The sequence below is a fragment of the Catenulispora subtropica genome (assembly GCF_039531675.1).
Taxonomy (GTDB): Bacteria; Actinomycetota; Actinomycetes; order Streptomycetales; family Catenulisporaceae; genus Catenulispora; species Catenulispora subtropica.
The window spans coordinates 1-12,308 of record NZ_BAAAQM010000062.1; the positions used below are offsets into that span (position 1 = coordinate 1).

Here is a 12,308-nt window from a genome sequence, read left to right on the forward strand (position 1 = left end):
ACCGCGGCGCCGGCGCCGGGGCGGCTCAGCCCGGGGCCCATGTGCGGGCGGCTCGGGCCGACGGGGCGCAGCCGGGTGCCGGGCCGGCCGGGGCCGTTGGAGCGGAAGTCCAGAGGGGCCGCCATGCGCTCCCGGCGAAGGGCGTCGCGTTCCCGGCGGTTCTCCGGGATCCGGGCGGCCGGACGCGGCGCGAGGCGGCTGGCTCCTTGATTCACGGATCCGAACCTACGACGCGATCGGGGGTAATCCGGGTAGCGAAACGCCGGACGTGCCGGCGGCGCGCCGGGGGCCGCGTATCAGCGCGGGAAGCGGCGCATTAGTCCGGAGAACGGATCAGTCGGCCAGTGCCCGGGTCTGGATCTCGACCTGCGCGGGCACCGCCAGTTCTTCGTCCACCAGGCCCAGCTCGTTGAGCCGGCGCGCCGTGACCAGCACCCGCGTCTCCAGCGAGCCCACAGACTGGTTGTACGCGGCCACCGCCGAGTTCAGCCCTCTCCCGACCCGGTCCAGGTGCCCGCTCATCGTGTTCAGCCGCGCGTAGAGCTCCCGCCCGAGCTCGAACACCTGCCGGGCGTTCGCCGCCAGCGCGTCCTGCGTCCAGGCGTAGGCGACGGTCCGCAGCAGTGCGATCAGCGTCGTCGGCGTGGCGATCACGACCCGGCGCGCGGCGGCGTACTCCAGCAGTTCCGGATCGATGTCCACAGCCTGTGAGAGGAACGCTTCGCCCGGGACGAACAGCACCACGAACTCCGGCGTGGGGCGTCCGCTGGCGCCGAGCGCGCGCCAGTACGCCTTCGACGCCAGCTGGTCGACGTGCCCGCGCAGGTGTTTGGCGTGCGACGTCAGGTACTGCAGCCGCTCGGCCTCGTCGGAGGCCTCCGCGGCGTCCAGGTACGCCGCCAGCGGCGTCTTCGCGTCGACGACCACGTACTTGTCGCCGGCCAGATGCACCACGAGGTCGGGCCGCAGCATGCCCTCGCCGCCGGTGGCGCCGTGCGAGCCGGGCAGCACGGTCTGGGTCTGGAAGTCGCAGCGGTCGACCATGCCGGCCAGCTCCACGGCCCGGCGCAGGTGCATCTCGCCCCACTGGCCGCGCACCTCCGGCCGGCGCAGCGCGGTGACCAGGGCCGCGGTCTGCGTGCCGAGGGCGCCGGCGGCGGTGCGCACGTCGTCGATCTGCTGGGCCAGCGCGGCCTGGGAGGCGGCGCGGCCCTGCTCGATCTCCCGGAGCCGGTCGTCGAGCCGGGACAGCGACTCGTTGATCGGCCGGCCGGCCGCGTCGAACTGCGCGCCGGCCAGGGCCAGCAGCCGGTCGGCGGAGTGGTCCAGGGCCGCGGTGCCCACCGCCAGCCTCCGGGACCGTTCCCAGAGCACGCCGAGCAGCGCGCCGATCGCGATCCCGATCACCAGCAGCAGCACAGGCATCATGAGTCCATAGTGTCCCCTGCGCCCCGCCATCGCCCGGTCCGAGCGCGGCGTGGCGACGGTGAGCGGTGCTCCGGCCTGGCGCGGACCGCCGGCGGGCCATGGGCGGGCCGAGGCTAGAGCAGGGGAGGGCGGGCCCGAGGCGGCGATTTCGCTCGGACGGACGAGGCGCTCGAGCAGGCTGCGATAATCGAGGAGGACCGGGGCCCGGTCCACCTCTCACCCCCTGCATCTCACCGTGCACCGCTACGTCGATAGGACAGCTGGACAATGGCGCTCACCATCGGAATCGTCGGACTCCCGAACGTGGGCAAGTCGACCTTGTTCAACGCCCTCACCAAGAACGACGTGCTGGCTGCGAACTACCCCTTCGCCACCATCGACCCCAACGAGGGCGTGGTCGGCGTCCCCGACCCCCGGCTGGCCAAGCTGGCCGAGATCTACGGCTCGCAGAAGACGCTCCCGGCGACCGTGACCTTCGTCGACATCGCCGGCATCGTCCGCGGCGCCTCCGAGGGCCAGGGCCTGGGCAACAAGTTCCTCGCCAACATCCGCGAGGCCGACGCCATCTGCCAGGTGATCCGGGTCTTCACCGACCCCAACGTGGTCCACGTCGACGGCAAGGTCTCCCCGGCCGACGACATCGAGACCATCAACACCGAGCTGATCCTGGCCGACCTCCAGACCATCGACAAGGCCCTCCCGCGCCTCCAGAAGGAGGCCCGGATGAAGAAGGAGACCCAGGCCACGGTCAACGCCATCGAGGAGGCGAAGAAGGTCCTCGACTCCGGCCGCACCGTCTTCGCCGCCGGCCTCGACCGCGAACCCCTGCGCGAACTCCACCTCCTGACGGCGAAGCCGTTCCTGTACGTGTTCAACGTGGACGAGGACGAACTCACCAACGAGGCCCTGAAGGACGAGATGCGCGCCCTCGTCGCCCCGGCCGAGGCCATCTTCCTCGACGCGAAGATCGAGCACGAGCTCATGGAGCTCCCCGACGACGAGGCCCTGGAACTCCTGCAGAGCATGGGCCAGGAGGAGTCGGGCCTGAATCAGCTGGCCCGCGTCGGCTTCGACACCCTCGGCCTGCAGACGTACCTGACGGCCGGCCCGAAGGAGTCCCGCGCGTGGACGATCCGCAAGGGCGCGACCGCTCCCGAGGCCGCGGGCGTGATCCACACGGACTTCCAGCGCGGGTTCATCAAGGCGGAGATCGTTTCGTTCGACGACCTGGTGGCGTGCGGGTCCGTGGCCGAGGCGCGATCCAAGGGGAAGGCTCGGATCGAGGGGAAGGACTACGTGATGGCGGACGGCGACGTCGTCGACTTCCGCTTCAACGTGTGACCGTTCCGTTACTGCGCATCAAGGTTTCCTTCAAGCGCACAGGCCACAGGAGCCGAGCCTGCCGGGGCTGGGCTCCTTCTTCGTTCCGGTGCTGGATCGGGCGGGCGGTAGGGAGTAAGCGAGGTGATACCCGCACCGTGGTGTAATGCACCATGGTGCGGGTATCGTAGTAGAAGCAAGCTCCACCGGAGGGAGAGCCATGAGCAGCACCGAGACCCGCGCCTTTACTGTGCGTGTCCCCGTTGAGCAGGCCGAAGCGCTAGAGCTGATCGCCAAGGCCGATGGCATCTCGGTCGCCGAGGAGGTTCGGGGTGCCCTGCAGGAGCGCATCGAGGCTCGTAAGGCTGACCCTGAGTTCATGGCGCTGGTAAAGGCCACCGTCGAGCGCAGTCAGGCGGCCCTGGACCTGCTGGCCAAGTAAGGAACCCGGTACGGCGTGAACGTGTGGTACCCGCAGTTGGAGGACCTGCTCGTCATCGGCGAGCAGGTCCTCGGCGTTCCCGCCGAGGACCTGGCCAAGATGATCGACATCGCGCTGGCTGATTCCGCCTTGGCGTCGCCTGCCGCGAGTTTCGGTGGTCACGAGTTCTATCCCGATCCCATCGTCAAGGCTGCCGTGTTGTGTTCGCACCTGTCCAAGAACCATGCGATGCCCGACGGCAACAAGCGGCTCGCTTATGTGTCTATGACGGTGTTCCTTCAGGTGAATGGCTACGCCTGGACTGAGCCCGACCCGGCCGATGTCGACATGATGATCCGCACCGTTACTGCTGGGGATCCGGACGACGACGTGATGATGGGCGAGTTCGTGGCGTGGATCCGAGAGCATGCCATCGCGTGAGGTTGAATGTTCCGCTTCAACGTGTGACCACCACGCCACTCTGAGTCAGGATCCGGACTCCGCCGTCCGCCGGTCGATCGCCGGCCCCAGCGCCGCGATCCCCGCGATGGCTCCGACGCCGGCCGCGAGCATGCCCCACCACAGGAACCCGGGGCCGACGAGCGTGTAGACGGTCGTGCCGAGGGTCAGGGCCAGGAAGCGGGCCACGCCCCAGGTCCAGCTGAACGCGCCCTGGTAGCGGCCTCGGGCCTGGCTGGGGGCCAGGTCGGCGATCAGGGCGCCGGCGATGCCGCCGACGGCGACCTCGCCGAGGGACCAGAGGGCGACGGTGGCGGCGTACGCCGCGGTGGTGTGGGCGACGCCGGTGAGGGCGACGCCGAGGGCTATCAGGATGCTGCCGAAGATGTAGACCGGGGTGCGCGGGAAGCGGGACAGGTAGGTGGTCGCCAGCGGCTGCAGGGCGACGACCAGGCCGGCGTTCACTGCGGCGGCCAGGCCCATCACGGAGGCGGGGAGGCCGTCGGTGCGGATCGCGAGGGGGAGCGCGCTTTCGGTCAGGCTGTAGATGAACAGCTGGATGCCGAACAGGGGCATCAGCTTCCGGGCCAGACGGTCGCGGAAGACCACGCCGTAGCCGGAGCCGCCGGGGGTGGAGCCCGTGGCGGCCTGCGCCGCAGCCGCCCGCTCCGCGATCCGCGCCGCCCGGTCCGACGGCAGCTGTGTCGCCACGATCACCGCGAACGCCAGCGAGGTTCCGGCGTCCAGCGCGAACAGCATCCAGTACCCATGCGCGGCGAGGTAGCCGCCGAGGACGCCCGCCATGGCGGTCCCGATGTTCACCGCCCAGCCGAACAGGGCGAACGCTTCGCGCCGGCGTTCCGGCGCCACGGTGTCCGTCAGCGTCGCGTACGCCGCCGGCCCCACCATCGTGGCCGTGGCGCTCAGTGCGATCGCCGCCACCGCCATCGTCGCCACGTTCGGCGCGATGAACAGCGCGCCCTGTGCCGCGGCGGTGCCCAGCAGCCCGGCCAGCATCGTCAGCTTCCGGCTGTGCCGGTCGGCCAGCCAGCCGCCGACCGCCGGGCCGACGAGGTTGCCCGCTCCCAGCGCCCCGAGGACGTACGGGGTCTGGTCCGTGGAGACGCCGCGGGAGCCGAGGAAGAAGACGAGGAACGGGCCGACGAGGAAGCCGATCCGGTTGACGACGGTGCCGGTGAAGATCACCCAGATCGCCTTGGGGAAGCCGGCGAAGGCCGCGAGGGGGTGACGGCGGGTGTGGGGCCGCGGGATACGCTCCCCGGGGCGGACGCTCGTGGTGGTCATGACGGCAACGGTGGCTCCCGGCGGCGATCATGCGACAATGATTCGGCCCCGTCCGAATCCACGGGTCCGGGGCGGGAACCGGGAGGGAAGTGCCATGGGGCTGGGAACCGGGAGGGGCGGCGAGCCGGCCGTGCTGTCGTTCACCGCTGAAGAACTGGCGCTGGTGCGTTTCTCCGTCTCCCCGATGTGGGAGGTGCTGACCAGTTTCCGCATCCTGAACCGGCCCGGCCTCTTTCCTGTCCACGGTCCCTGGTTCGACCAGGTGCGTCCTCGGCTCGCCGCGGCCGGGCTGCTCAACGGCCGCCTCAGCTCGCTGTTCCAGGACGAGACCTACGTCCCCGACTTCCTCACCCCGGCGCCGACCGTCGGCGCGCCCACCCTCGACGACGAGCTCGCCGCCATTCGGGCGACGCCCCCGGACCACCTTTCGGCTGATCTCGAGATCTACGCGGCCAAGTTCGAGGGCGGGCCGCGGCAGCCGTTCGTCGAGCGCCTCCGCACCCACGCCGAACAAGGCCTCAGTGAACTCGCCGTCGAGATCGAGCAGTACTTCCAGATAGCCCTGGCGCCCTACTGGTCACGCATCAGGACCCTGCTGGACGCCGACGTCTACCACCGTGCCCGGCAGGTCGCCGAGCACGGTGCCGCCCACCTGTTCAACGAGCTGCACCCGGACCTCAGCTGGAACGGCGGAACCCTGCGGATGCTGCACCGGCAACGGGTTCTGTGCCGCGACGACAACGCGCCCGGGCTGATCCTCGTCCCGTCGGCCTTCGCCTGGAACAAGATCCTTACTCGCTCCGCCACCGGCGACGTCCCCCAGCTCTGCTACGGCGCGCGCGGCGTCGGCACCGTCTTCGCCCGCCGCACGCCCGAGCCGTCCGAAGCGGTCGCCGCGGTGATCGGCCGTTCCCGCGCGCTGCTGCTGGCCGAACTCGAGGCGCCGGCGTCCACCACGGAACTGGCCGCCCGCACCGGGATGTCGGCCGGCGGCGTCTCCGAGCACCTGACCGCGCTGCGTGGAGCGGGCATGGTCAGTGCTCATCGCGCGGGTCGCTCCGTACTGTACGCGCGCACTTCGGTCGCCGACTCCCTGCTGGCCGCAGCGGTTTGACATCGCGTCCAACAACGCCGGGACACTGCGGGATTTCGTAGAAAGATGCGATGCGCCCCTGGCGCGCCGGTGGCGGTCAGTGCTTCATTTGTAGGCGGGGAGAGAACGGAGCGCTGTCAGCCATTAGCTGAACGGAGTCAAGGCGATGCCGCGATCACGCCGCAAGTTCGACATCGACGAGTTCGTCCGGGAGTGTCTGGAGGCCTGGGAAGCAGACGGAGCGGACGCGGTCAAGGACGTACTGGACCGGACGCTCGGGCGCGGGTGCGCGCCGGTGCGGGAGTGTTTCGGCGACCCGCGCGAGGCCCACCTGCAGGTTCTGTATCCGGGACCTGAGCTCGTCATCGAGAACATGGTGTGGGCGCCAGGGATGTCGTACCCCGCGCACAACCACAACACCCCGGTCATGACCGGGGTCTACGCAGGTCTGGAGGTCAACGACTTCTACCACCCGAGCCCGCTGATCGGCGGCCGTTTACAGCGGACTGAAACGGTTGACATCGGCGAAGGCGACGCGGTCTTGATGGGCTACGACGCCATTCACCGGATAGCCAATCCGAACCGGCGCAGTTTCACTGGGGCATTCCACATATATATGGGGGATTATCTTCACTCTTCCCGCTCGATCTGGTACCCCGACGAGGCCTCGGAGACCCCGGCCTCGTTCGCGCTGACCAAGGACATCTTCGCCGCGGCGAACCGCGACCTGGCCGCGGCGCGCGCCACCGCGGCCGAACCGGAGCAACGCAGACGAAGAAGCGCGGCCGGGCTCACGGCCGTGACCGTCTCGGCTTCCGGGGCCGGGGCCGGGAACGCCGCGAAGCCGGCGGCCACCGCGAAGGCGACGAAAGCCGCACCGTCTTCGGGCGCTTCGACGGCGTCGGCGTCATCCGCCACCGCCGCCGCCCCGAGGCGTGCGGCCAAGGCCCGCACGGCGACCCAGAAGGCCGCCGGCGCCCATCTCCATCCGCCGGGTGACCAGGGCTAATCCGCCCGCCGGAAGCCCCCGTCCAGCAACCACCGTATTTCCGGGTACGCACCGGGGATGCGCGCAACCCTCTGCTCGACACTGGTTGCCGAGCATCCCGACCGGCAGCGCGGCGTCCCGCCGGGCCCCGCGGAACCTCCGAGGTTCCCCGGGGCCCGGCGGCGTCTGCGCGCCGGGCCGGTCGCGAAGCTCCGGTCGGGTCGCGAGCGGTGAGGGTTGGGGAGACGGTGTTCGGATTCAGAATGGCCGCGGTCGGCGACGCCGACGCGCCGCACGGGTCGCGGCGGTCACGGCGCGCTTCCGGCGCGGCGGCGGGGATGGCGGTCGCGGTCACGGCGCTGGCCGTTGCGGCCGCGGTGGTGCCGACGGCGGCGGCCGCGGGCCGGGGACCATACGGGGCCGGAGCACCGCTGGCGGCCCGGGGTTCCTCCACGCACTCGACGCCGTCGTCGAGCGACTCGTCGAGCTCGTCTGACCCCACGTCGGACCCGAGCTCGCCGTCGTCGCCGAGCTCGCCGTCCTCGCCCTCCTCGCCGTCCTCCCCGTCCTCCCCGTCTTCGCCCCCGAGCACGCCGCCCAGCACGCCCCCGTCCTCCCCGCCGCCTCCGCCCCCGCAGCAGTCCGCGCCGAACGCGGTCTTCCTGGAGAACCAGAAGCCGGGCAGCGGCGCGTGGCAGATCCCGCAGCCGGGCAAGCGCGTCGGCGACGACGCGCAGCTGCAGCTGGAGGCGTACGGCGACCAGAACAGCGTGCAGCACGGCCAGACCATCGGCTTCCACGTCACCACCACGCCGGCGCAGAACTACAGCGTCCAGGTCTTCCGGATGGGCTACTACGGCGGCGCCGGCGGGCGGCTGATGGCGACCAGCCCGCAGATCGCCGGCTCGCCGCAGCCGACCTGCCCGCTGGACGTGCCGACCGGGCTGATCGAGTGCCACTGGGCCACCGGCTGGCAGCTGACGGTCCCCACCGACTGGCTGTCCGGGCTCTACCTCGCGGTGTTCACCAACGCCAGCGGGTACCAGTGGGCCGACCCGTTCACCGTGACCGAGCCGAGCCGGCCCTCGCAGATCGTGCTGGTCGACCCGGTGAACAACTACGAGGCCTACAACGAGTGGCCCTACGACCACGTCTACGGCAAGAACCTGTACGTCGGCTTCGGGCCGATGACGGTGGCCGGGACCGGGCAGGCCGTGAAGGTCTCCTTCGACCGCCCGTACCAGCAGGAGTACGGCGCCGGTGAGCGGGACCGCGGGTCGAACTGGGCGGCGCGCTGGCTGGAGCAGAACGGCTACGACGTCACCTACGCGACGTCGACCGACATGCAGCAGAACACGATCGACCTGGCCAAGTACAAGGTCTACATGTCGCCGAACCATGACGAGTACTGGTCGGCGCAGATGTACGACAAGCTGCAGGCCGCCGAGCAGAAGGGCCTGAACCTGGCCTTCCTGTCGGCGAACTCGATCTACTGGCAGGTGCGGAGCGAGCCGTCGTCCTCGGGTCAGGCCGACCGCGTCGTCGTCTGCTACAAGGGCATCAACGACCCGGTGCAGGGCGCCGCCAACACGCGGCTGTGGCGGGACGTGGGACGTCCGGAGCAGGCGCTGCTGGGCGCCAGCTACGAGTGGGCGATGGCCGCGGACACCAACTGGGTGTCCAGCGGCGGCGGCGGGCCCGCGCAGGCCGGTGCGCAGGTCGGCAAGGGCGCGGTGATCCCGAAGCTGGTCGGCGTGGAGGCGGACCGGGTGGTGCCGGGCCAGGCGCATCCGCAGGCCAAGCAGTTCTTCGTGCTCTCCAACTCGCCGTTCTCCAGCCGGTACGCGCCCAACGCCGCGCCGCAGTACCTGCAGCAGTCCACGCTGTACCAGGCGATGTCGAACGCGTGGGTCTTCGACGCGGGCACCTTCAACTGGGGCAAGGGACTGGCCGACACCGACCGCGGATACGCCGACGGCCGGGTGGCCACGATGATGGCCGACATCCTGGCGACGATGCTCGGACAGTCGAACACCGCGACCGTCGACCGCGTCGCGGGCGGCGACCGGTACGCGACGGCGGCGGCGATCGCGCGGTACGCGTTCCCCGGCGGGGCGTCGTCGGTCTACATAGCCAACGGCACCGCCTTCGCCGACGCGCTCACCGGCGCCCCGGCGGCGGGTCACGACAAGGCGCCGACGCTGCTCACCGGAACGGACGCCCTGCCGCCGGCGACCGTCGCCGAGCTGACCCGCCTGGCACCGCGCAACATCTACGTGCTCGGCGGCCCCGCGGTCGTCTCCGCGGCGGTGCTGGCCCAGCTGGGCCACTACGCGCACGGCGGGGTGGTGCAGCGCCTGGCCGGCTCCGACCGCTACGGCACGGCGGTGGCGGTGTCGCAGCACGCGTTCGCCCCGGGCGTGCCGGTCGCGTACGTGGCGGCGGGCAACGGCTACCCGGACGCGATGGCGGCCGGCGCCGCGGGCGCGCGCGAGGGCGCCCCGGTCCTGCTGACCGCCGGCAACGCCCTGACTCCCGCCACCGCGGCCGAGCTGCAACGCCTGCACCCGGCCGAGATCGTGGTCCTGGGCGGCCCGAAGGCGGTGTCCTGGACGGTGCAGGCTCAACTCTGGAACTACGCGCCGGTGAGCCGCGCCGCGGGCGCCGACCGCTACCAGACCGCGGCCGCGCTGGCCGCCATGACCCAGCACCAGGGCACCGTGGACACGGTCTTCCTGGCCAACGGCCTGACCCTGGCCGACGGCCTGACCGGCGGCGCGGCCGCGGGCCTGGTCGGCGCTCCGCTGCTGACCACCGACAGCACCGGGCTGAACCCCTGGACCGCCGCCGAGATCAAGGTCCTGAACCCCAAGCACATCGTGGTCCTCGGCGGCCCGGCGGTGGTGACCCAGGGCGCCCTGAACGTGATGGCGCAGCTGTTCACGGCGACGTCGTACAAGGCGTACGCGGCGGTGCAGGGCGACCTGACGCCGCCGGCACCGGTGGCCACCACGACCGCGCCCACGACGCCGGCCACGCCCACGACGCCCGCCGACCCGACGCCCACGACGCCGGCCGCCACGACGCCGGCCACGCCGACGGCGCCGAAGCCGACCGGGACGGCGGCCAGCAGTGGCTGAGCCCGAGGAGGGGTTCGACGACGCGGGCAGCCTGGTCGACGCGGCTTTCGGGGTGCGGCCGGAGGAACCGGCGGCCGACGTGACTCCGGCTGACGAGACTCAGATTGACGAGACTCAGATGGACGAGCTTGCGAGTGAGTCTGCTGCGTCGGAGATCAGCGCCGCAGAAAGCGCTGCGGTAGAGGCCAGTGCGGCAGACAGTGATGCCGCGGACAGCAGCGCGGCAGACAGCAGCCTCGCAGACGGCAGCGCGGCGGAAGACGGTGCCGTAGAAACCGCTGATCCGCCTGTAGCAGCGGCGGCTGACGACGCCGAGCCGAGCGGTGCTGAGCCGAGCAACGCCGAGCCGGACAACGCGGAGCAGGACAACGCCGAGCCGGACAACGCCGAGCCGGAAAACGCCGCCGCGCTGCCGAAACCTGCCTTCACCAAGTCCCTCAAACTCACCCGAGCCCGCCTCGTCGGCGCCGCCGCCGTCGTCGCCGGCGTGGCGGCGGCGAGCATCCTGGTGCTGTCCGGCGGCGGTTCCGGCGACGCGGCCACGCCGTCCGGCTCGCCGAGCACGCAGCCGTCGGTGAATCCGCAGGCGTTCTATCCGGTGCAGAGCGCGTCGCCGTTCGAGACCGGGGTGAAGTCGGCGCTGACCGACGCCCAGCTTCAGGCGGCGGTCGGCGGGTGTGACGCGTGCAAGCTGGTCACCCGGGCCAACGGCTTCACGCCCGACGGCGGGGTGCTCGCGCTCTTCCGGACGGGCGCGCCCCAGGGCGGGAAGTCCAACGTGCGGTTGGTCGTGGTCGGCGGCGACGGGAAGCTGGTGTGGTCGGCGCCCGGTGGCGTCAAGGCCCTGACCGCGGGGATCGAGCGGTTCAGCGTCGACGGCGCGGGGAACTTCTACCTCGCGCTGCCCGGGGCCAGGTCGGGGCAGGTGCTCATCGCCCTCGCGTGGCGGGACGGGAAGGTGCAGGACCTCGGCGGGCTGCTGGATCCGAAGATCAAGAGCGACTCGATCGTCGGGGTGCTGCCGCAGGCCCCGGCCGGCGCGGCCGCCACCGCCACCGCCACCGCCACCGCCACCATCGTCTCGCAGACCACCGCCGGGGTCCCGGACGCCGACACCGGCGGTCTGGTCGAGTCCCAGTACCAGATCAAGGACGGCAAGCCCGTGCTCACCGGGTGCCGGCGGCATGTCGGCGAGTCCGGGCAGTGGATCCCCTTCCAGCCCTCCGCCGACGGCTGCACGCACTGGCCCGACGGTCCCGTCGGCCCGCCGGACGGCGACGACAACCCCACCGCCCCGCACTAGTCCCCACCGAAGCGAAGGCCCCCAGCGCGTCCCTCACAGCGCTGGGGGCCTTCAGTCCTGTCCCTACCGGCTCACCCGAAGCGGCCGGTGATGTAGTCCTCGGTCGCCTTCTCCGTCGGGTTGGCGAAGATCCGCGACGTGTCGTCGATCTCGATCAGCCGGCCCGGCGTGCCGGTCCCGGAGATGTTGAAGAACGCCGTCCGGTCCGACACGCGCGCCGCCTGCTGCATGTTGTGGGTCACGATCACGATCGTGTACTCCGACTTCAGCTGCGAGATCAGGTCCTCGATCGCGGTGGTCGAGATCGGGTCCAGCGCCGAGCACGGCTCGTCCATCAGCAGCACGTCCGGGGACACCGCGATCGCGCGCGCGATGCACAGCCGCTGCTGCTGCCCGCCGGACAGGCCCGAGCCCGGCTTCTTCAGCCGGTTCTCGACTTCCTTCCAGAGGTTCGCGCCCTTCAGCGAGGACTCGACGACGTCGTCCAGCTCGCTCTTCTTCTTCACCCCCGCCAGGCGCAGGCCCGCGGCCACGTTCTCGTAGATGGACATCGTCGGGAACGGGTTCGGGCGCTGGAACACCATGCCGATGCTTCGGCGCACCGCCACCGGGTCCACGCCGGCGCCGTACAGGTCCACGTCGTCCAGCGTGACCTTGCCCTCCACCCGCGCGCCCGGGATCACCTCGTGCATCCGGTTCAGGGTGCGCAGGAAGGTGGACTTGCCGCAGCCGGAAGGGCCGATGAAGGCCGTCACGGTGCGCGGCTCGATGGTCATCGAGATGCCCTCGATGGCCCGGGTCGGGCCGTAGTAGGCGTTCAGGTCCGCGACGTCTATTCGCTTCGCCATTTC

Annotated in this window: 10 protein-coding genes and 1 pseudogene; 7 read left to right on the forward strand and 4 right to left on the reverse strand. The window is 71.1% G+C overall.

Annotated elements, in window-relative coordinates; translation table 11 throughout:
• Window positions 1-215 (reverse strand): annotated as a pseudogene (locus ABD466_RS36760) (hypothetical protein); the annotation flags it as partial.
• 118 nt (window positions 216-333) lie between these two features.
• Window positions 334-1,428 (reverse strand): DNA recombination protein RmuC, encoded by a 1,095-nt coding sequence (locus ABD466_RS36765; protein WP_344661885.1) that lies wholly within the window; start codon window positions 1,426-1,428, stop codon window positions 334-336.
• A gap of 267 nt (window positions 1,429-1,695) precedes the next feature.
• On the opposite strand from ABD466_RS36765, the gene ychF reads away from it, so the two are divergent.
• From ychF to ABD466_RS36780, 3 genes are all read left to right on the forward strand, one after another.
• The gene (gene ychF / locus ABD466_RS36770; protein WP_344661886.1) at window positions 1,696-2,769 is read left to right on the forward strand and encodes a redox-regulated ATPase YchF; all 1,074 of its coding nucleotides are present in this window, start codon (window positions 1,696-1,698) and stop codon (window positions 2,767-2,769) included.
• A gap of 199 nt (window positions 2,770-2,968) precedes the next feature.
• Window positions 2,969-3,190 carry a ribbon-helix-helix protein, CopG family gene (locus tag ABD466_RS36775; RefSeq protein WP_344661887.1) on the forward strand — a complete coding sequence of 74 codons (222 nt, stop codon included), beginning with the start codon at window positions 2,969-2,971 and terminating at the stop codon, window positions 3,188-3,190.
• Window positions 3,191-3,205: 15 nt separating this feature from the next.
• On the forward strand, window positions 3,206-3,610 hold the full coding sequence (locus ABD466_RS36780; protein WP_344661888.1) for a type II toxin-antitoxin system death-on-curing family toxin: 405 nt from the start codon (window positions 3,206-3,208) through the stop codon (window positions 3,608-3,610).
• Between the two features lie 45 nt (window positions 3,611-3,655).
• On the opposite strand, the gene ABD466_RS36785 is transcribed toward ABD466_RS36780, so the two are convergent.
• The gene (locus ABD466_RS36785; protein WP_344661889.1) at window positions 3,656-4,933 is read right to left on the reverse strand and encodes an MFS transporter; all 1,278 of its coding nucleotides are present in this window, start codon (window positions 4,931-4,933) and stop codon (window positions 3,656-3,658) included.
• A 94-nt stretch (window positions 4,934-5,027) separates the two neighbouring features.
• Between ABD466_RS36785 and ABD466_RS36790 the strand changes: the two genes are divergently transcribed.
• The 4 genes from ABD466_RS36790 (at window position 5,028) to ABD466_RS36805 (ending at window position 11,457) form a co-directional block, all read left to right on the forward strand.
• Window positions 5,028-6,047, forward strand: coding sequence for an ArsR/SmtB family transcription factor (locus ABD466_RS36790; RefSeq protein WP_344661890.1), 1,020 nt, complete (start codon window positions 5,028-5,030; stop codon window positions 6,045-6,047).
• Between the two features lie 145 nt (window positions 6,048-6,192).
• Window positions 6,193-7,035, forward strand: a complete 843-nt coding sequence (locus tag ABD466_RS36795) for a hypothetical protein (RefSeq protein ID WP_344661891.1) — start codon at window positions 6,193-6,195, stop codon at window positions 7,033-7,035.
• Between the two features lie 227 nt (window positions 7,036-7,262).
• Entirely contained in the window at window positions 7,263-10,154 is a 2,892-nt protein-coding gene (locus tag ABD466_RS36800) for a N,N-dimethylformamidase beta subunit family domain-containing protein (protein WP_344661892.1), read from the forward strand.
• Complete coding sequence (locus ABD466_RS36805; RefSeq protein ID WP_344661893.1) at window positions 10,147-11,457, forward strand: hypothetical protein; 1,311 nt, start codon at window positions 10,147-10,149, stop codon at window positions 11,455-11,457. The genes ABD466_RS36800 and ABD466_RS36805 overlap by 8 nt, the downstream gene beginning before the upstream one ends.
• A gap of 71 nt (window positions 11,458-11,528) precedes the next feature.
• On the opposite strand, the gene pstB is transcribed toward ABD466_RS36805, so the two are convergent.
• Window positions 11,529-12,305: a phosphate ABC transporter ATP-binding protein PstB gene (gene pstB, locus ABD466_RS36810; RefSeq protein ID WP_344661894.1), complete on the reverse strand. Its 777-nt coding sequence runs from the start codon at window positions 12,303-12,305 to the stop codon at window positions 11,529-11,531.
• Window positions 12,306-12,308 lie beyond the last annotated feature (3 nt).

Bases quoted from the DNA above. Each gene is read 5' to 3' on its own strand.
- ABD466_RS36765 (WP_344661885.1), bottom strand. From the start codon at position 1,428: ATGATGCCTGTGCTGCTGCTGGTGATCGGGATCGCGATCGGCGCGCTG.
- ychF (WP_344661886.1), top strand. From the start codon at position 1,696: ATGGCGCTCACCATCGGAATCGTCGGACTCCCGAACGTGGGCAAGTCG.
- ABD466_RS36775 (WP_344661887.1), top strand. From the start codon at position 2,969: ATGAGCAGCACCGAGACCCGCGCCTTTACTGTGCGTGTCCCCGTTGAG.
- ABD466_RS36785 (WP_344661889.1), bottom strand. From the start codon at position 4,933: ATGACCACCACGAGCGTCCGCCCCGGGGAGCGTATCCCGCGGCCCCAC.
- ABD466_RS36790 (WP_344661890.1), top strand. From the start codon at position 5,028: ATGGGGCTGGGAACCGGGAGGGGCGGCGAGCCGGCCGTGCTGTCGTTC.
- ABD466_RS36795 (WP_344661891.1), top strand. From the start codon at position 6,193: ATGCCGCGATCACGCCGCAAGTTCGACATCGACGAGTTCGTCCGGGAG.
- pstB (WP_344661894.1), bottom strand. From the start codon at position 12,305: ATGGCGAAGCGAATAGACGTCGCGGACCTGAACGCCTACTACGGCCCG.